This is a genomic window from Mesorhizobium sp. P2_H9, assembly GCF_056403215.1.
In genome coordinates this window covers 151,428-168,755 of record NZ_JBFUFX010000005.1, presented here as the reverse complement: position 1 = coordinate 168,755, position 17,328 = coordinate 151,428, and the positions used below count along the sequence as shown (strand labels likewise).

General features: G+C 62.4%; 13 protein-coding genes. 7 read left to right on the top strand and 6 right to left on the bottom strand.

The features are described 5' to 3' along the window. Positions 1-224: 224 nt before the first annotated feature. Positions 225-2,906 (top strand): EAL domain-containing protein, encoded by a 2,682-nt coding sequence (locus tag AC1DXN_RS10985; RefSeq protein ID WP_477273617.1) that lies wholly within the window; start codon positions 225-227, stop codon positions 2,904-2,906. A 30-nt stretch (positions 2,907-2,936) separates the two neighbouring features. On the opposite strand, the gene AC1DXN_RS10980 is transcribed toward AC1DXN_RS10985, so the two are convergent. Further along, positions 2,937-3,470 carry a CAP domain-containing protein gene (locus AC1DXN_RS10980; RefSeq protein WP_477273615.1) on the bottom strand — a complete coding sequence of 178 codons (534 nt, stop codon included), beginning with the start codon at positions 3,468-3,470 and terminating at the stop codon, positions 2,937-2,939. A gap of 71 nt (positions 3,471-3,541) precedes the next feature. Here AC1DXN_RS10980 and AC1DXN_RS10975 point away from each other — a divergent pair, with 71 nt between their 5' ends. Beyond that, complete coding sequence (locus tag AC1DXN_RS10975; protein WP_477273613.1) at positions 3,542-3,940, top strand: VOC family protein; 399 nt, start codon at positions 3,542-3,544, stop codon at positions 3,938-3,940. 50 nt (positions 3,941-3,990) lie between these two features. Here the strand turns inward: AC1DXN_RS10975 and AC1DXN_RS10970 are convergent, their stop codons facing one another. The 3 genes from AC1DXN_RS10970 to AC1DXN_RS10960 form a co-directional block, all read right to left on the bottom strand. Continuing rightward, positions 3,991-4,623: a LysE family translocator gene (locus AC1DXN_RS10970; RefSeq protein WP_477273611.1), complete on the bottom strand. Its 633-nt coding sequence runs from the start codon at positions 4,621-4,623 to the stop codon at positions 3,991-3,993. A 95-nt stretch (positions 4,624-4,718) separates the two neighbouring features. After that, positions 4,719-6,680: a TadE/TadG family type IV pilus assembly protein gene (locus AC1DXN_RS10965; protein WP_477273609.1), complete on the bottom strand. Its 1,962-nt coding sequence runs from the start codon at positions 6,678-6,680 to the stop codon at positions 4,719-4,721. 199 nt (positions 6,681-6,879) lie between these two features. After that, positions 6,880-8,796, bottom strand: a complete 1,917-nt coding sequence (locus tag AC1DXN_RS10960) for a pilus assembly protein TadG-related protein (protein WP_477273607.1) — start codon at positions 8,794-8,796, stop codon at positions 6,880-6,882. Positions 8,797-9,071: 275 nt separating this feature from the next. On the opposite strand from AC1DXN_RS10960, the gene AC1DXN_RS10955 reads away from it, so the two are divergent. Both AC1DXN_RS10955 and AC1DXN_RS10950 read left to right on the top strand, forming a co-directional pair. After that, a complete protein-coding gene (locus AC1DXN_RS10955; RefSeq protein ID WP_477273605.1) occupies positions 9,072-9,932 on the top strand; it encodes a TIGR01459 family HAD-type hydrolase in 861 nt (286 codons plus the stop codon). 26 nt (positions 9,933-9,958) lie between these two features. After that, positions 9,959-10,933 (top strand): bifunctional riboflavin kinase/FAD synthetase, encoded by a 975-nt coding sequence (locus AC1DXN_RS10950; protein WP_477273603.1) that lies wholly within the window; start codon positions 9,959-9,961, stop codon positions 10,931-10,933. A gap of 12 nt (positions 10,934-10,945) precedes the next feature. Here the strand turns inward: AC1DXN_RS10950 and AC1DXN_RS10945 are convergent, their stop codons facing one another. Further along, positions 10,946-11,500: an HdeD family acid-resistance protein gene (locus tag AC1DXN_RS10945; RefSeq protein ID WP_477273601.1), complete on the bottom strand. Its 555-nt coding sequence runs from the start codon at positions 11,498-11,500 to the stop codon at positions 10,946-10,948. A 232-nt stretch (positions 11,501-11,732) separates the two neighbouring features. Between AC1DXN_RS10945 and AC1DXN_RS10940 the strand changes: the two genes are divergently transcribed. The 3 genes from AC1DXN_RS10940 (at position 11,733) to AC1DXN_RS10930 (ending at position 16,650) form a co-directional block, all read left to right on the top strand. Next, the gene (locus tag AC1DXN_RS10940; protein ID WP_477273599.1) at positions 11,733-12,521 is read left to right on the top strand and encodes a MipA/OmpV family protein; all 789 of its coding nucleotides are present in this window, start codon (positions 11,733-11,735) and stop codon (positions 12,519-12,521) included. A 293-nt stretch (positions 12,522-12,814) separates the two neighbouring features. Continuing rightward, positions 12,815-15,778, top strand: coding sequence for an isoleucine--tRNA ligase (ileS, locus tag AC1DXN_RS10935; protein ID WP_477273597.1), 2,964 nt, complete (start codon positions 12,815-12,817; stop codon positions 15,776-15,778). A gap of 191 nt (positions 15,779-15,969) precedes the next feature. Then, positions 15,970-16,650, top strand: a complete 681-nt coding sequence (locus AC1DXN_RS10930) for a hypothetical protein (protein WP_477273595.1) — start codon at positions 15,970-15,972, stop codon at positions 16,648-16,650. A 67-nt stretch (positions 16,651-16,717) separates the two neighbouring features. Here AC1DXN_RS10930 and AC1DXN_RS10925 read toward each other — a convergent pair whose 3' ends face one another. After that, positions 16,718-17,170 (bottom strand): nucleoside deaminase, encoded by a 453-nt coding sequence (locus AC1DXN_RS10925; protein ID WP_477274005.1) that lies wholly within the window; start codon positions 17,168-17,170, stop codon positions 16,718-16,720. Positions 17,171-17,328: the final 158 nt, after the last annotated feature.

Below are 17,328 nucleotides of genomic sequence, written 5' to 3'. Positions count from 1 at the left end.
TTGCTGGGATGATCGCCAAATTCTCCAGATGTCGAAGAATATCGATTCTGCTACGCCAATAGCAGATTGAAGACGGCTTTTGCTGGAGTCAACCAGCTGCCGTCGCTTCTGACTTCGATCCAGTTTCTCTGCTATTAGTACATAAGTAACACTATGAACCGACTGTCGGATGGCAGGAGAGGGATTCTTTCTTTGTACCCGGTGCCAAACTGGAGGAGGTCTGTTTGGTCACGAAATCATCCAGGAAACCCGCCGATGCGCCGCAGCCCGCCAGTCTGGCCACCCTGGCGAAACTCGCGGCTGCCTCCAACGACACACTCGAGCGTGAGCTTCGGGCTGCGATCGCAACGCTCGAAGGACAGGCGCTGCGATTCGAGACGGTGGTCGACAATATTTCGCAAGGCATCTGTTTTTTCGATGCCAATGAACGGCTGATCCTGAGCAACCGTCGCTATGCGGAAATCTACCGCATTGCGCCCGAGGAATTACGGCCCGGCGTGACGCTGAGCGAAATCGTCGAACGCCGCGTCATCGCCGGCACCGCGGCGCTGGATGCCGACACCTATCTCGCAACGGCCCGGTCGCACAATTCGGGCAAGGCTTCGCGGCTCTGGACCGCCAAACTTGCCGATGGGCGGACAATCCAGATCCGCAACCAGCCCATGCCTGACGGCAGTTGGGTGGCCACGCATGAGGACATTACCGAACTCACCCTCAATCGCCAGATCGTCGACGAGCGCATCTCGCTCCAGGCGCTGATCGACTGGGTGCCCGACTATCTTTGGGTCAAGGACACCGAAAGCCGTTTCGTCGTGGTCAACAGCGCCCTTGCGACCGACAGTGGCCACGACAAGACCAGCGACATGATCGGCTTGACCGATTTTGACCTCCATCCTGCGGAGGTTGCGGAGAAATTTCGCCAGATCGAGGAGAGGGTTCTGCGCAGCGGCCAACCGATGATCGACGCGGAAGAGTTTGTCGTCGATGCGTCGGGGGCCGGCAAGTGGCTTTCGTCGACGAAGGTGCCGTTGCGCAATCGTCAAAATGAGATCTTCGGCCTGGTTGGCATCGCCCATGACATCACGGCCCGCAAGCAGGCGGATGTCCTTCGCAACGGGCAGGCAAACATCCTCGAAATGATCGCCACGAGCGCCCCGCTGGAGGACGTGCTCGACCGTCTCATGCGCTTCGTCGAGGCCCAGCTAAAGGGGATATTCGGTTCCGTCCTGCTGCTCGACAAGGACGGCATCCATTTGCGCCACGGTGCGGCGCCGAGCCTGGCGAAAGCCTATACGAGCGCCATTGACGGGGTCGCTATCGGTCCCAAGGTGGGATCCTGTGGAACCGCCATCTACCGGCGGGAGCCAGTCATTGTCACCGATATCCAGCAGGATCCGCTCTGGGAGGACTACCGTGAACTGGTGGCGCCCCACGGCTATCGTTCGTGCTGGTCGACCCCGATCCTGTCCCACCAGGGCGTCGTCCTGGGCGCCTTTGCCATGTATTCGAAGACTGTGCGTGAACCGGTCGAGGCCGAGACCCGCCTGATAGAATTCACGACGCACATCGCCGGGATCGCGATCGAGCGCAAACTGGCTGAAGATCAAATCCACTTCATGGCCAACCATGACGTGCTGACCGGGCTTCCCAACCGCGCCTTGCTGGAGGACCGGCTCTCGCAAGCGGTCCTGTATGCGCAACGATACGACCGCTGGGTGACGGTGGTGTTCATCGATCTGGACAATTTCAAACTGGTGAACGACACGCTTGGCCACAATGCCGGCGACGAACTGCTGAAGACCCTCGCCAGTCGTATGGTTGAATGCGTAAAGGTGACCGATACCGTGGTGCGGCTTGGCGGCGACGAATTTGTCATCGTTCTGTTCGACCAGCCCGCCAACATCGATCTTGTTTCGGAGGCGCTGCAAACGATACGGGACGCGATTGCCGAGCCGGTTCATATCGGAGAGCATCGCCTGAGAACGACGGCCAGTATCGGCATCGCAAACTATCCCAAGGATGGGGCGAGTCCGGACACGCTGCTCGCCAATGCCGATGCAGCCATGTATCGCGCGAAAGAAATCGGCCGCGATAATTTCCAGTTTTACGCTCCCGAATTCAACTCGAGGGCTCATGAAAAACTCCTGCTCCAGGATGAATTGCGAAACGCGCTCGCGCGTTCGGAATTTACCCTGCACTATCAGCCGCAAGTCGATCTCCGATCAGGGCGGGTCGTCGCCGTCGAAGCGTTGATACGCTGGAACCATCCGACGCGAGGCATGGTAGCGCCGCTGACGTTCATTCCGACTGCCGAGGAGACAGGTTTGATCGTGCCGATCGGCGACTGGGTTCTTCACGAGGCCTGTCGGCAGAACAAAACATGGCAGCACGCTGGCCTGCCGCCCGTGACCGTCTGCGTGAATGTGTCGGCGAGACAGTTCCGGGAGAAGAACCTGATCAGCCGTGTCGTCAACGCTTTGAAGGAAAGCGGTCTGGAGGCCAGATATCTCGAACTGGAAGTGACCGAAAGCCTTATCATGCAGGATTTCGACGTGGCGGTCGCCACCATGAACGGGCTGCAAAGGCTGGGCGTTCAGATTTCGATCGACGATTTCGGCACGGGCTACTCCAGCCTCAGTGCGCTCAAGACCTTTCCGGTCCAGCGGCTCAAGATCGACAAGTCTTTCATAAACGATCTCGCCACCGACGAGGACGATCAGGCTGTCACCAGCGCCGTGATCTCATTGGGTCAGAAGCTCAATCTGAGAGTCCTTGCCGAAGGCGTCGAAACGGACGAGCAGGTCGCCTTCCTGCGCCGGAACAATTGCGACGAAATGCAAGGCCATCTTTTCAGCAAACCGGTTCCGGCGCAGGGCATCGAGAAATTGCTCGAGCACCGGGATTGACGGACGAACATCGCCGCCACTTGCTTGCTGCTATTTTCCCAGCACAAGGCTCCAATAGCGGATGGCACTGTCGCGGCCGTCCCTGACATAGGCGAGGCCAAAGCGGGTGAAGCGCGGGTCGAGCATGTTGCGGCGGTGGCCGGCTGAATGCATCCAGATGTCGAACAGCTTTTGCTGGTCGAAGCGGCCCTCGGCGATGTTTTCGGCAGCTGCGCCGGAAATGCCATTGTCTTTGACACGCGAGGCAAAGTCCTTGCCCCAGCCGGTGGTGTGGCTCATGCGGCGCCGCCGCGCCATGAAGCTGGCCTGCTGCAGCGCCGCCTGTTCGAGCTGGTGATCGGGGACAAGCGGTCCGAGCCCCGCGGACGCGCGGATGCTGGCCAGCGTGCCGGCGGCGGACGACGAGGCGCCGGCGCCTTCGCCGGTGGGCAGCGAAACGGTGCTGCAAGCGGCAAGCCCGGCCAGTGCGACAACGCCGGCGCCTATCAGCAGCAGGCGCCTGTTCAGATTCGGAATCTGGCAGTTTTCGATTTTGGTCATGCCGCCTGAGATAATGGCGATCATGGCTTTTGCCGGGCAGGGCAGCGAAAATCGCCACATCCAGGCCGATTCGAAAAACACCATGAGGTCAAAAAGTGCTGCACCACGTCTCCTTCGGCGTTTCCGATATCGGGCGCGCGGCTGCCTTCTACGACGCGGCTCTTGCGCCGCTCGGCTATATCAGGGTCTGGGAAGACCTCGAACCTGGCGAACCCGACCAGGCCGTCGGTTACGGGCCTCCCGGCGGCGGCGACAAGCTGGCGATCCAACTGCGCCCAAAAGGCCAGCGTCCGCCCGGTCCCGGTTTCCACCTGGCCTTCGCCGCCCCTGACCGTGGAAGCATCGCGCAATTCCATGTGGCCGCGCTTGCCCATGGCGGTCGCGACAACGGTGCACCCGGCCTGCGGCCCGGCTACGGCCCGCATTACTATGCCGCCTTCGTTGTCGACCCGGATGGCCATCACATCGAGGCGGTCTTCAATTTGCCGGAGTAGTCGTCCGTATGCTTGCGACCAGGCAGCCGTGTCGAGATCGGCTTCCTGGGTCAGCGCTGCGCGTCGGTCGCCATCTTCACGGCAAGCGCGGTAAGCACCGTGCCCATCATCCAGCGCTGGATCACCAGCCACAGCGGCCGTCCCGCCAGGAAGGTGGCGATAGAGCCGGCCGTCACCGCGATGATGGCGTTGACGGTGAGGCTGATCGTGATCTGCGTGGCGCCGAGCACCAGCAGCTGCGACAGCACATGGCCCTTGTCGAGGCTGATGAACTGCGGCAGCAGCGACAGATAGAGCACCGCCACTTTCGGGTTGAGCAGGTTGGTCATCAGGCCCATGGCAAACAGCTTGCGCGGCCTGTCCTTCGGCAGCTCGCGTACCTGGAACGGCGAGCGTCCGCCGGGCCTCACCGCTTGCCAGGCGAGCCACAGCAAATAGAGCGCGCCGGCAAGGCGCAGCGCGTCATAGGCGAAGGGCACGGCGAGCAGCAGCGCGGTGATGCCGAATGCCGCCGACAGCACGTAGAAGAGAAAGCCGAGCGCCACGCCGCCGAGCGAGATCAGGCCGGCCTTCGGTCCCTGCGACAGCGAGCGCGAGATCAGGTAGATCATGTTCGGGCCGGGCGTCAGCACCATGCCGAGGCAGACCAGCGCGAAGGCGAGATGGTTGGCGGTTTCGGGCATGGCGGTCTCCGGGAAGCGTTCGATCTTTGCCTCGCGGGACACCGACGCACAAGGGCTTGGCCGGGCCGACCGTTGCGCCAGTGTCGAAAATTGCCTCAGCTCACCACGCGAAGGTTCGACAGCTCGTTGGCGATTTCCTTGAAATTGTCCGACAGCGTCGCACCGGTTGCGTTCCAGAACAGCTTGGCCGGCTTGCTCGGGTCGGTCGGGTCCTTGCGGAAGCGCGAGTCCGACGAGCACGTCTTCAGCGCGTCCATCGCCTTCTTGTCGCTGGTGTCCGTCGCCGACAGGTCGAGCGCCACGGTCATCACCATGACGTTGGCTGCCTTGGCGTTGTTGCACAGCGTCGCCATCTGGTCGTTGAGCGCGGTGGTGTAGTTGCTGGACGAATAGTTGAACTGGCCGACGGCGCTCGACGTACCGCCGAACAGGCGGGTGACCGAGGTGCCGTTGTAGCCGAGGCCGGTATAGCCATAGGCGGCATAGGTCGACTTGTTGCCGGCCGGATCGGGGCTCACCGTCGAATAGGTGTTCTCGCCGTCGGTGAGCACGATGACCACCTTGTCGTTGCCGCGTTCCGTCTCCGGACGTCCCTCGGTGAAGGGCTCGGTGCTGGAGACGGTGCGCCAGCCCCAGGCCAGGCCTTCCGGCACATTGGTGTTGCCGTTGGGCGCCATCAGGTCGATTGCGGCCTTGATCTTGGCCAGTCCGTCGGCATTGGTAACGTCGGTCAGCGGCGTGATCGGCGTGGTGGTGCAGCTGTAATTGGGGCCGGCGCCCTTGGCCAGCACCGGCGCATCGATCGGCCGCGGCTGGAAATATTTGGCCATGTTGGACTGCCGCGTCTTGGCCGTGGCGCTCGACGGATCGTCGTTCCACCAGCTGTTTGCAGCACCATAGGTGACGGGCGCCGCCTCATCCGGATCCTGGGTCAGCTTCCAGTGATTGCCGGGCTCGTCGGGCGCAAACATCGGCACGAACATGGTTGCCGGATCGCCGACGCCGGTACCGGTGTTGTTGGGGCCGCCGGAAGCCGGCTCGTCGTTGACATTGTAGGGGTAAGGCCGATCCTCGACGCAGCCTTGCCAGCTGGCGAATGGGCCATAAGTGTCGGTGTAGTCRTATTCCTTGTGACTGGTCTTGCAGGTGTGGTTGGAGCGGTAGACGTCGCAGACGACGCGCTCGCTGCCGGCGACCCGCTCGTGGCTGGTAACGACCTTCATGTCGCGGTAAAGCGAGAACCGGGTCAGCATCTGGCCTTCCTCGGTGCCCCAGCCGATGCCCTTTTTGTACCAGATGCCATTGATTTTCTGGGCATATTTGTCGGCGGCGTTCAGCGTCGACCAGTCGAAGTTCTCGTTGTGGATTGGCGACAACCCATAGGCGTCGATCCAGGAGGCGTTATCGTTGTCGGGGCCGACATTGACCGAGGCAGCGAACGGCACCAGGCTGAACTGAACCGGCTTGTCGATCTGCTTGATCGCCGCCGCCTGCTGGGCCAGCGTGTCGACGAGTTGCTTGGCGGCCTGCTTGAGAAGGTCGATGCGCTTTTGTCCCGAACCGGTGCCGGGCGTGGTCATCGAGCCCGAATTGTCCAGCACCATGGCGACTTCCAGCGTGTTCTTCAGCCGCACTTCCGAGCAAACGGAATAGTCGACCGTGCTGGAGGATTTGCCGACCAGCATCGCTGCCGCCGGCAGGAAATAGGGATCATACACCAGGTCGGCGCATAACTTCAGAATGCCACCGCCAGCGGTGCTGGTCGGCAGCGTGACGCTGAGCGTCGTCTTGGCGGGATCGACCCTGTTGAGATTGGCTTGGAAGAAATCGAGCGCGTAGGCTTTCAACTGATCGTCGGTGGCACCCTGGACCAGGCGACGCGCCGTGGCGAAATTGGCTGCGTCGAGCGCGTTCACCACCGACTGCTTCTGGTTGGACACTTGCGTGTAGTCGACGGCCATCGCCACGCCACCCATCAGCGGCACCATGGCAAACACCGTCACGAGAGCATAGTTGCCGCGCCGGTCACGGCAGAATTGACGCCAGAATTCACGCATGTCTGTAAGCGGCCCCGCCTGCGTATTCTCAATTCCGCCAGAGTTTCACAAAACGCTGAAGGACGGGTTTGGGAAACCGATCGATTGCGCGATCGGCATTTCATCAAAAGCTAACCAAGCGCGGCGGCGCCCTGAACAGGCGCTCCAAACAACGCGCCCCGCCAGTGGCGGGGCGCGTCGTTTCGAAAGGTTTGAAAGATCAGCTGACGATGCGCAGGTTCGACAATTCGTTGCCGATCGCCTTGAAATCGTCCGACAGTGTTGCGCCGGTCGAATTCCAGAACAGTTTCGCCGGTTTGCTCGGGTCGGTCTTGTCCTTGGTGAAGCGCGAGTCGGACGAGCAGGCTTTCAGCGCGGCTATCTGTGCTGCTTCGGCGGTCTTGGTCGAGTCCAGGTCCAGCGCGATGGTCATGACCAGGATGTTGGCCGCCTTGGCGTTGTCGCAAAGTGTGGCGAAATGCTCGTTCATCGCCTTGGTGTAGTTGGCGTTGGAATAGTCGGTCTTCACGACGGCTGTACTGGTGCCCAGAAATGGGCGGCCATAGGTGTTGGGGCTGTTGAAAGGCTTGGTCTGAGTGGTGGAGTAGGCAAGATACCCCAGGGACGAATAGATGGCCTTGTTGCCGGCAAGGTCGTTGCCGCCATTTAAGTAGCCGGTGCCCGAGTAGGTCTGCGCCGTCACCGATGTTGGCGTGTAGTATGTATTGGCGCCGTCGGTCAGCACGATCAGGACCTTGTCGTTGCCTCTTTCGGTCTCGGGCCTGCCTTCGGTGAACGGAGCAGTGCTCGAAAGCGTCCTCCAGCCCCAGGCCATGCCCTCCGGCACATTGGTGGCGCCATCGGCCACCATGGCGTCGATCGAGCCTTTGATCGACGTTGCGCCGGCCGCCACCGAAACGTCGGTCAACGGCGTGATCGCGGTCGTGCTGCAGCTTGTGTTCGGCCCTTCATCCATGCCGTAGGCAGGGGTGATCTTGGTGCCGGCGTTGAAATATTTCGGCATGTACTTCTGGCGCACCGGGTCTGTGCCGGTCGAGATATCGAGATGCCAGTTGTTGTTCGCCGGGCGTGAGCTGGTGTCGACGTTGTCGGTCTCGTCGGGTGCAAACATCGGCACGAACATTGTTGCCGGCGTGGCTGTCGAAGCCGCCGTGTCCTGGATGTTGTAAGGGTATGGGCGGGATTCGACGCAGCCGCCCCAGCTCGCGATAGGGGCATAGACTATATTGGACGTGCAGACGCCGCTGCCATTTTTGGTGCATGACGAGATGCGTTTCATCCATTTGTAGAGCGAAAAGCGCGTCAGCACGTTGTTCACCTGCGTCGCATCCCAGGACGAGCCTTTCGCGTAGTAGTTGTTGCCGGTCTTCGTAGCATATTGGTTCGGGCTGTTGGCCGAGGTAAGCGTCGACCAATCGAGGTTTTCCTGGTCGAGAGGCGAGATGCCTGTCGTGTCCATCCACGTCGCGTTAGCGTTTGCCGGGCCGACATTGACGGAGGCGGCGAATGGAACAAGGCTGAACTGGACCGGTTTGGTGACCTGCTTCATCTGCTGGGCCTGGCCGGCAAGCTGGTCGACCAGTTGTTTGGCTGCGCTTTTGAGCAGGTCGAACCGAACCTGGCTCGAGCCGTGGCCAAGCTGGGTCATAGAGCCGGAATTGTCGAGCACGAGCGAAACTTCCAGCGTGTTCTTGAGGCGGACCTCGGAGCATGCCGACATTTCGACATCCGTGGCGGTTTTCCCGATCAGCATGGCGGCCGCCGGCAGGAAATAGGGATGGTACTGCAAATCGGCGCAAAGCTTCAGCGTGCCGCCGCCAGTGTTGTTGTTGGGCAGCGTGACGGTCAGCAGGGTGTCTGTCTTCTTGACGTGCCCGAGATTGACCTCGAAGAAAGTCTGGGCGAAGGCCTTGACGTCGGTGTCGCTCTTGCCCGCGACGATCTGCTGTGCGGTGGCGATGCCGGCGGCATCCAGCGCGCTCAATGTATCCTGCTTTTGCCGCAGCAGTTCCGAATAGTCGACGGCGAGCGCCACGGCGCCCATCAGCGGCACCATGGCAATAACGGTCATCAATGCGTAGTTGCCACGCCTGTCGCTGCCGAATTTCCGGATCATGTCGTCAGAACCCCTGCCCAAACCCCAGTTGTCGGCAGGACGATGCCACAAATCGTTAAATTTCAAGTTTCTGAAATGCTTTCAAGAACAGGCCATCCTTTCAACGCTCATTAACCATGCGGCCGGCGGTGGCGAATATTGCTGCCCCATCGCAAGGGTGGTCACATCGCCTGGCAAAAGCTGGTGACAGGGTGAAGCGCTTCGGCTAATGCGGACCGGCTGCGGCGGACCGTCGGCGGCAGCTCCTGCAACGATCGTTATTTTGGGAACACGGCATGGCGCACACGCCCGACATTATCGGCTCGCTCGCGGATTTGTCGGGTGCCTACAGTGCCATCCTCTGCGATGTCTGGGGCGTGGTTCACAATGGCGAACGGCATTTTCCGGCGGCGGCGCTCGCGCTGGAAACCGCGCGCGCGGCCAAACTGCCTGTCGTGCTGATCACCAATTCGCCGCGCCGCAGCGCAGACGTGGTGGCGCAGATGAACGCGATCGGCGTTCCCCCAGAAGCCTACGACCGCGTCGTCACCTCCGGCGACGTCACCCGCGACCTCATCGCCGAGGGTCCGCGCAAGATTTTCCATATCGGTGCCGACCGCGATTTCACGCTCTATGACGGTCTCGACGTCGAACTCGTCGAGGAGTTCGAGGCATCCGGCATCGTCTGCACCGGGCTGTTCGACGACGAGGTGGAAAAGCCGGAAGACTACGCCGAGCTTCTGCGGCGGCTGCGGGCCAGGAACCTGCCTTTCGTCTGTGCCAATCCCGATATCATGGTGGAGCGCGGCGAGCGGATGATCTGGTGCGCGGGGGCCTTGGCCCGCGACTATGCCCAGCTTGGCGGGCGCACGCTGATCGCCGGAAAACCTTACGCACCGGTCTATGACGTCGCGCTGAAAGAGGTCGCCGGTCTTCTCGGTCGTACGGTCGAGCGCGGCCGAGTGCTGGCCATCGGCGACGGCATGATGACCGACGTCAAGGGCGCCGCCGACAATGGCTTCGACGTGCTCTACGTGTCGGGCGGTGTCCATGCCCGCGACTATGGCGACCCGCTGCAGCCGGATCCGGCGCGACTCCAGGTCTTTCTGGAAAAGCACGGGTACCGGCCGGTCGCGGTTATTCCGAGACTGCGATAGGGTCGCGCCATGACGGAAGCCTCGAAATGACGGACCGTATTTCCGCAATCTCGCCGCTGCCCGCCCATCTGCGTGGCGGCGTTGTCGCGATCGGCAATTTCGACGGCGTTCATCGCGGCCATCAGGCCGTGCTCGAACGCGCGCTCGCTGAGGCGGCGCGGCGCGGCGCACCCGCGCTGGTGCTGAGCTTCGAGCCGCACCCGCGCAAGGTGTTCAGACCCGATATGCCGCTGTTCGTGCTGACGCCGCCGCCGATGAAGGCGCGGCTGTTGTCGCAGCTGGGTTTTGCAGCCCTGGTCGAACAGCCGTTCACGCGCGACTTCGCTTCCCTGTCGGCAGAGGCTTTCGTCACCGACGTGCTGGAAAAAAACCTCGGCATCACGCATGCCGTCACCGGTTTCGATTTCCATTTCGGCAAGGACAGGCAGGGCGGTCCGGCTTTTCTGATGGCGGCAGGCGAGCGCCACGGTTTTGGCGTCACCCTGGTCGACGCCTTTCGCGACGAGGGGGCCGAAGTGGTGTCGTCGAGCCGCATCCGCGCGCTGCTTTGCGCGGGAGAGGTGGCCGAGGCCGCCGGCCTGCTTGGCTACCGCTTCACCGTCGAGGGCGAGGTGATCGGCGGCCAGCAGCTGGGCCGGACGCTGGGCTTTCCCACCGCCAACATGAGACTTTCGCCGGAAGCGACTCTGAAGGAAGGGATTTATGCCGTCCGCTTCCGCTGCGCCGACGGCACGCTGCATGACGGCGTTGCCAGTTTTGGCCGCCGTCCAACCGTCGACGACAATGGCGCGCCGCTGCTGGAAACCTTCGTCTTCGACTTTTCCGGCGATCTCTATGGCGAGATTTGCGCGGTGTCGTTCTTCGGTTTCCTGCGCTCGGAGGTGAAGTTCGACGGGCTGGATGCGCTGGTCGCGCAGATGAAGCGTGACGAGGCCGAGGCGAGGGCGCTGCTCGCCGGTGTCAGCCCGCTGTCGGAGCTGGATCGCGCTATCGCTTTTTGAGCTTCCGGCCGCCTACCTCTTCAAGGCCAGTCCAACGGCGATGAAAGTCCAGCCCTGGAAGATCAGATCGATGGCAAGGAACAGCCCGAGCACCCACAGGCTGTTGACCGGCCAGCCCATGGCGATGGTCAGGCCCGCCAGCACGCTGATCAGGCCGGCCGCGACGACCCAGCCCCAACCATTGGCCGGCCGGTGGCTGTAGCCGACCCAGGCTCGGAGCGCGCCTGATGCGACAAGCGCCACCGCCAGCAGGAAGGTCAGCACCGCTGACGCCAGCAGCGGATTGTCGAAGGCGAAGAACCCTGCGACGGCATAGAGCAGGCCGCTGAGCAGCCAGTAGAAGAAGCGGCCCCAGGTCTTGACGCCGAAGGCATGAATGATCTCGATGATGCCGGCCATCAGCATCAGCCAGCCGACGACATAAACCGAGGCGACGGTGGCGATGAACAGATTGCCGAAGGCAATGCCGCCGAAAATGAGCAGCAGCACGCCGAGCGCGACGAACCACCCCCATTTGTCTCGTGTCTGGCCGATCGCGTCCTTCAATGCATCGCCGCGCAGGGTCATTGCCGCATCTCCTCCAGTCTCGCTTTGGCATAGAAGAACGTCTGGCATTTGCCGGCCACGAGGTTAATACCGGTAGTGGCGCGCGTCCAGCCGAGGGCGACACCCTGCAAGGACAACAAACCGTGCTCCCCTGTCACGGATTTAAATCAAATTTTACCAAACGGCCGTCAAAGCTGTGGCCGTTGCGCGGCTGTGTTGTGTTAGTGGAGTGACCATGAGTCCGGTCGGAAAAATGTCTGCGGTCTTGGCGGCCGTCATGCTGGGCGCGCCCGCTGCCGCCGAGGCCGGTGAGGGCACCTTCGGCTGGCTGTCCGGCGACTGGTATCTAACGGTTGGCGCCACCGGCCTCGTCGCGCCGAATTTCGAGGGCGGCAAGCAGTATATGCTCAGTGCCTCGCCGATCATCTCGCTTGGCAAGGCCGGTCCCACCGCACGCTTTGTCTCGCGCAACGACAACATCTCGCTGGCGCTGGTCGACGATGGCGGTGTCCGCGCCGGCCTGACCGGCAAATTCCTGTTTTCCCGCAGCAGCGACGATGAGCTGAAGGGCCTCGACCCGGTGCGCTGGGGCGGCGAGGTCGGTGGCTTCTTCGAATTCTATCCGACGGACTGGCTGCGCGCTCGCGCCGAACTGCGCCACGGCATTCGCGCCCACAACGGTTTCGTCGCCGACATCGCCGCCGACGCCTTCTATGATTTGACGCCAAATGTCAGGATTTCGGGCGGCCCGCGCGTTTCCTTCGCCTCTTCAGGCTATTTCGACGCCTATTATGGCGTCAATGTGCAGGAGGCGGTGGCCTCGGGCCTCAGCGAATACCATCCCGGTGGCGGCCTGAAATCGACAGGCCTTGGCGGCGCCATAACCTGGAAGGTAACCGAACCGATGACGGCCAGCCTGTTTGGCGAATATTCCCGCCTGATGGGCCCGGCCGCCGATTCAAGCCTGGTCAAGGAGCGCGGCGACCGCAACCAGTTTATGATCGGTGTGTCGACCACCTATCGCTTCGACTTCACGATGTAGCTGAATCAAACGAGAGACGCTTTATTCCTGCGGCTTTCTCCGCTAAAAGCCCTGCCATGACGAGCTTTTCGCGCCTTCGCGCGCTGACGATACGAATTACGAGCCCGGTGTTCCGGGCGGCCTGAGCGCCGCTGGAGCCGCCGGGGATCTTGCGCGTGCCTCTCGCGCTTTTTCCAAATGATCGACGCCTATCGCCCAAAAGTGGGTCCGGTTTTGGGAAGCCGATATGCGTCAAAGCGAAGATTTCAACGCCCGAGCTTCTACGCCCGCCGGGCAATGCACATGGCAGACCAATGACCGACACAACCGATACGATCGACTATTCCAAGACGCTTTATCTGCCGCAGACGGATTTCCCGATGCGTGCCGGCTTGCCCGAGAAAGAGCCGCTGCTGGTCAAGCGCTGGCAGGACATGGACCTCTACCGCAAGCTGCGCGAAAGCGCTGCCGGCCGTGAAAAATACGTGCTGCATGACGGCCCGCCCTACGCCAATGGCAACATCCATATCGGCCATGCGCTGAACAAGATCCTCAAGGACGTCATCACCCGCTCGTTCCAGATGCGCGGCTACGATTCCAACTATGTGCCCGGCTGGGACTGCCACGGCCTGCCGATCGAATGGAAGATCGAGGAACAATACCGCGCCAAGGGCAAGAACAAGGACGAGGTGCCGGTCAACGAGTTCCGCCAGGAATGCCGCGAATTCGCTGCCCACTGGATCTCGGTGCAGGGCGGCGAGTTCCAGCGGCTCGGCGTCGTCGGCGACTTCAAGAACCCCTATACGACGATGGCTTTTCATGCCGAGGCGCGCATCGCCGGCGAATTGCTGAAATTCGCCATGTCGGGTCAGCTCTATCGCGGCTCCAAGCCGGTGATGTGGAGCGTGGTCGAGCGCACCGCGCTGGCCGAAGCCGAGGTCGAGTACCAGGACTATGAGTCCGATACGATCTGGGTGAAGTTTCCGGTTGCCAGCCTTGAGGCTGGGCAGCCGGCACGGGATCCAAAGCTGACCGAGACGTCGCTGGACCTGCTGGAAGCTCATGTCGTCATCTGGACGACGACGCCCTGGACCATCCCCGGCAACCGCGCGGTCAGCTATTCGTCGCGCATCGGCTATGGTCTTTACGAGGTCACGGCGGCCGAGAACGCCTTCGGGCCGCAGCCGGGCGAGAAGCTGATCTTTGCCGATGCACTGGCGGAAGACTCGGCGACCAAGGCCAAGGTCACCTTGAATCGGCTTCACAGCGTTTCGGCGGAACAGCTTGGAAGTCTTACGCTTTCGCATCCGCTCAAAGGCTTCGGCGGCGGCTATGAATTCCCGGTGCCGATGGTTGCCGGCGACCATGTCACCGACGATGCCGGCACCGGCTTCGTTCACACCGCGCCCAGCCACGGTCGCGAGGATTTCGATGCCTGGACGGATGCTGCCAATGAGCTTCGCCAGCGCGGCATCGACACCGCCATCCCGTTCCCGGTCGACGATGGCGGCTTCTTCACCAAGGACGCGCCGGGTTTTGGCCCGGACCGCGAGGGCGGGCCAGCGCGCGTCATCGACGACAACGGCAAGAAGGGCAATGCCAACCAGGCGGTCATCGACGAATTGATCAAGCGCAATGCGCTGTTCGCGCGCGGCCGGCTGAAGCATTCCTATCCGCATTCGTGGCGCTCGAAGAAACCGATCATCTTCCGCAACACGCCGCAATGGTTCGTCTACATGGACAAGGATCTCGGCGACGGCACGACGCTGCGCAGCCGCGCGCTGAAGGCGATCGACGACACCCGCTTCGTGCCGGCCGCCGGCCAGAACCGCATCCGCGCCATGATCGAGGAGCGCCCCGACTGGGTGCTGTCGCGCCAGCGCGCCTGGGGCGTGCCGATCGCCGTCTTCGCCGATGCCGACGGCAATGTGCTGAAGGACGAGGCGGTCAACCAGCGCATCATGGACGCTTTTGAAAAAGAGGGCGCCGATGCCTGGTTCGCGGCCGGCGCCAAGGAGCGTTTCCTCGGCAATCACGACGCCTCCAAATGGAAGCAGGTGATGGACATCCTCGACGTCTGGTTCGATTCGGGATCGACCCACGCCTTCACGCTTGAGGATCGCCCGGATCTGAAATGGCCGGCCGACGTCTATCTCGAAGGCTCCGACCAGCATCGCGGCTGGTTCCACTCCTCGCTGCTCGAAAGCTGCGGCACCAGGGGCAGGGCGCCCTACGAAACCGTCGTCACCCATGGCTTCACCATGGATGAAGAGGGACGCAAGATGTCGAAGTCGCTCGGCAACACCGTCGTGCCGCAGGACGTCATCAAGCAGTCCGGCGCCGATATCCTGCGCCTGTGGGTGGTGACGACCGACTATTGGGAAGACCAGCGGCTCGGCAAGAACGTGCTGCAGACCAATATCGACGCCTACCGCAAGCTCAGGAACACCATCCGCTGGATGCTGGGCACGCTCGCCCATGACGACGGCGAGGAGGTGCCGCTCGACAAGATGCCGGAGCTGGAGCGGCTGATGCTGCACCGGCTGGCCGAGCTCGATGAGGTGGTGCGCTCGGGCTACGATGCCTTCGAGTTCAAGCGCGTCACCCGCACGCTGCTCGACTTCATGGTGGTCGAACTGTCGGCCTTCTATTTCGACATCCGCAAGGACGCGCTCTACTGCGACGCACCGTCGAGCGTGAAGCGCAAGGCCTCCGTGCAAGTGGTGCGCCATCTGTTCAACTGCCTGGTGAAGTGGCTGGCGCCGATGCTGCCCTTCACCATGGAAGAGGCCTGGCTCGATCGTCACCCGGACGCCGTGTCGCTGCATCTCGATCAGTTTCCGGAAATCCCGGAGGACTGGAAGAACGAGGCGCTGGCGGAAAAATGGCGCAAGGTGCGGCAGGTTCGGCGTGTCGTCACCGGCGCGCTCGAGATCGCGCGCGCCGAGAAGCTGATCGGCTCGTCGCTGGAAGCCGTGCCGGTGGTCACGCTGGACGATGCCGCGCTCGAAGCGGCGATCTCGGATGTCGACATGGCCGAGATGGCGATCACCAGCGAACTCGTCATCGCCCACGGCAACGCGCCTTCCGGCGCCTTCACCCTGGACGACGTCAAGGGCATAGCGGTCGTGATCGAGAAGGCGCAGGATCGGGGCCTGGCGAAATGCGCGCGCTCATGGCGCTACACGGCCGATGTCGGACAGGATGTCGAATTCCCCGATGTTTCGGCCCGGGACGCCGCTGTCCTGCAAGAGTTGAAGGCGCTCGGGCGGCTTTGAAACGGTGCACAAATGCCACGGCGAGGGGCTGACAGCCCCCCGCGCGTTGCCCTTAACGAGCGGTTGAGGTAAACACGCGAAACTCCGGACGACAAATTGTCGCCGGATTTCCGTCGCAAGAGCATCGACGATGGGGACCGGACCTTTGGCCGGTGGCGATCGAGAGGCTGTCTAGAGTGGGACTTTTTGGCATGACCGAGAGAACTTACGCGCGCGTTGCGCTGCTGGCGCCGCTTGTCGCGTCCAGCCTCGCTCTGTCCGGCTGCATGGGTTCGCCCACCTACGGCACCGACAAGACCGCCGCCACGCAGCTTGCCGGCGACCTCTCCGGCGCCTTTTCGATCGCGCCGAAGCACAAGGAACGGATTGACTACAAGCCGCGTCCCGAACTGGTGAAGCCGGCGCCGGGGCAGCAGGAAGTGCTGCCGCCGCCGCAGGACAGCATCGAGACGGCGAGCGCCGATTGGCCCGAATCGCCCGAGCAGCGCCGTGCCCGCCTGCGTGCCGACGCCACCGCGCATCAGGACGATCCTTCCTACCAGTCGCAGATCGTCGACGACGTGCAGACCGACCCGGAATCTGTCAAGAAGGCGCTGGCGGACTCCGCCTCGAGCCATCCGCCACGCTGGACGCCGGCTGATTCCGACAAGGGTCGCGTCGCCGAGATCAAGCGTCGCATGGCGGAAAGCAAGCAGGGCGACCCGACCAAGCGCAAATATCTGAGCGAGCCGCCGGTGCAGTACCGCGTCGCGGCCGACACCGCGCCGCAGGACGAGCTCGGCGAGGACGAATACAAGAAGGAACGCCGCCTCAAGAAGGAGGCAGCCGCCAAGAGCAAGAGCGGCGGCATGTTCGACTGGCTGCCCTGGTAAGCAGCCCATCTCCGCACCGCATGTTCCTTAAGACATGCAAAGAACGCCGTAACCCTTTGATATCTAGCTAAGGTTCGCGTCGCTCCCGGAAAAAATCCTTCAGCAGCAGCGCCGCGTCATGTTCGGCCATGCCCGGATAGATGTCGGGCGCGTGGTGGCACGTGGGTGACGTGAAGAAGCGCACGCCGTTGACCACCGCGCCGCCCTTCTCGTCGGCGGCGCCGAAATAGAGCCGGCGCAGCCTGGCGAAGGAAATGGCACCGGCGCACATGGCGCAGGGCTCCAGCGTCACATAGAGGTCGTGCCCGGTCAGCCGCTCGGCTGAGAGCTTCTGGCAAGCCTCGCGGATCGCCAGCATCTCGGCATGTGCCGTCGGATCGGCAAGCTCGCGGGTGCGATTGCCGGCTTTTGCCACCACCATGCTGCCGCTGGCAATGACGGCGCCGACCGGCACTTCGCCGCGCAAGGCGGCGGCTTCGGCTTCTTGCAACGCCAGCGCCATGAAATCCGGCCGCTTCACGCGGGTTTCCATCCCGATTATCTCCTCGCCACTCAGGCGTGATCCTGTTATTGAGCGCATAACCCCGAAAATCGGACTCGGTTTTCGGAAATGATCATGCGCCAAATCAAAAGTGCTACAGCGTTCTTTGCGCGCCCGAAAGGATGCGCCACGCTGTA

Bases quoted from the DNA above. Each gene is read 5' to 3' on its own strand.
- AC1DXN_RS10980 (WP_477273615.1), bottom strand. From the start codon at position 3,470: ATGATCGCCATTATCTCAGGCGGCATGACCAAAATCGAAAACTGCCAG.
- AC1DXN_RS10970 (WP_477273611.1), bottom strand. From the start codon at position 4,623: ATGCCCGAAACCGCCAACCATCTCGCCTTCGCGCTGGTCTGCCTCGGC.
- AC1DXN_RS10960 (WP_477273607.1), bottom strand. From the start codon at position 8,796: ATGATCCGGAAATTCGGCAGCGACAGGCGTGGCAACTACGCATTGATG.
- AC1DXN_RS10955 (WP_477273605.1), top strand. From the start codon at position 9,072: ATGGCGCACACGCCCGACATTATCGGCTCGCTCGCGGATTTGTCGGGT.
- AC1DXN_RS10950 (WP_477273603.1), top strand. From the start codon at position 9,959: ATGACGGACCGTATTTCCGCAATCTCGCCGCTGCCCGCCCATCTGCGT.
- AC1DXN_RS10945 (WP_477273601.1), bottom strand. From the start codon at position 11,500: ATGACCCTGCGCGGCGATGCATTGAAGGACGCGATCGGCCAGACACGA.
- AC1DXN_RS10940 (WP_477273599.1), top strand. From the start codon at position 11,733: ATGTCTGCGGTCTTGGCGGCCGTCATGCTGGGCGCGCCCGCTGCCGCC.
- ileS (WP_477273597.1), top strand. From the start codon at position 12,815: ATGACCGACACAACCGATACGATCGACTATTCCAAGACGCTTTATCTG.
- AC1DXN_RS10930 (WP_477273595.1), top strand. From the start codon at position 15,970: ATGACCGAGAGAACTTACGCGCGCGTTGCGCTGCTGGCGCCGCTTGTC.